This is a genomic window from Brevundimonas sp., assembly GCF_032107865.1.
GTDB lineage: Bacteria > Pseudomonadota > Alphaproteobacteria > Caulobacterales > Caulobacteraceae > Brevundimonas.
In genome coordinates this window covers 6,282-6,573 of sequence record NZ_DAMCNG010000159.1, presented here as the reverse complement: position 1 = coordinate 6,573, position 292 = coordinate 6,282, and positions in this window count along the sequence as shown.

Sequence of the window (292 nt, the reverse complement as noted above, 5' to 3'; positions counted from 1 at the left end):
GGCCGACGTGGCCGAGGCCGAGAAGCGGGGGCGCGCCATCGGCGTGCTGGCCCGCACGGCCAAGGCGGTGGCGGCGCTGGCGACCTCGTCCCCTCGCAAGACCCGTGATCCCGAAGAGGACGGAATGAGCGAAGACGATCGTGAACTCAGCGACGACGAAGAACGGACCGTGCGGGCAGAGCTGCAGTCTCGTCTCGATCATCTTCTCTGGGTCGCAGAGCGCAAGGGATTTGGCGCAGCAGCGGCTGACGCAGGCGCCGCGCGGGGAGCTGCTGCGGCTGCTGAGGGCGAC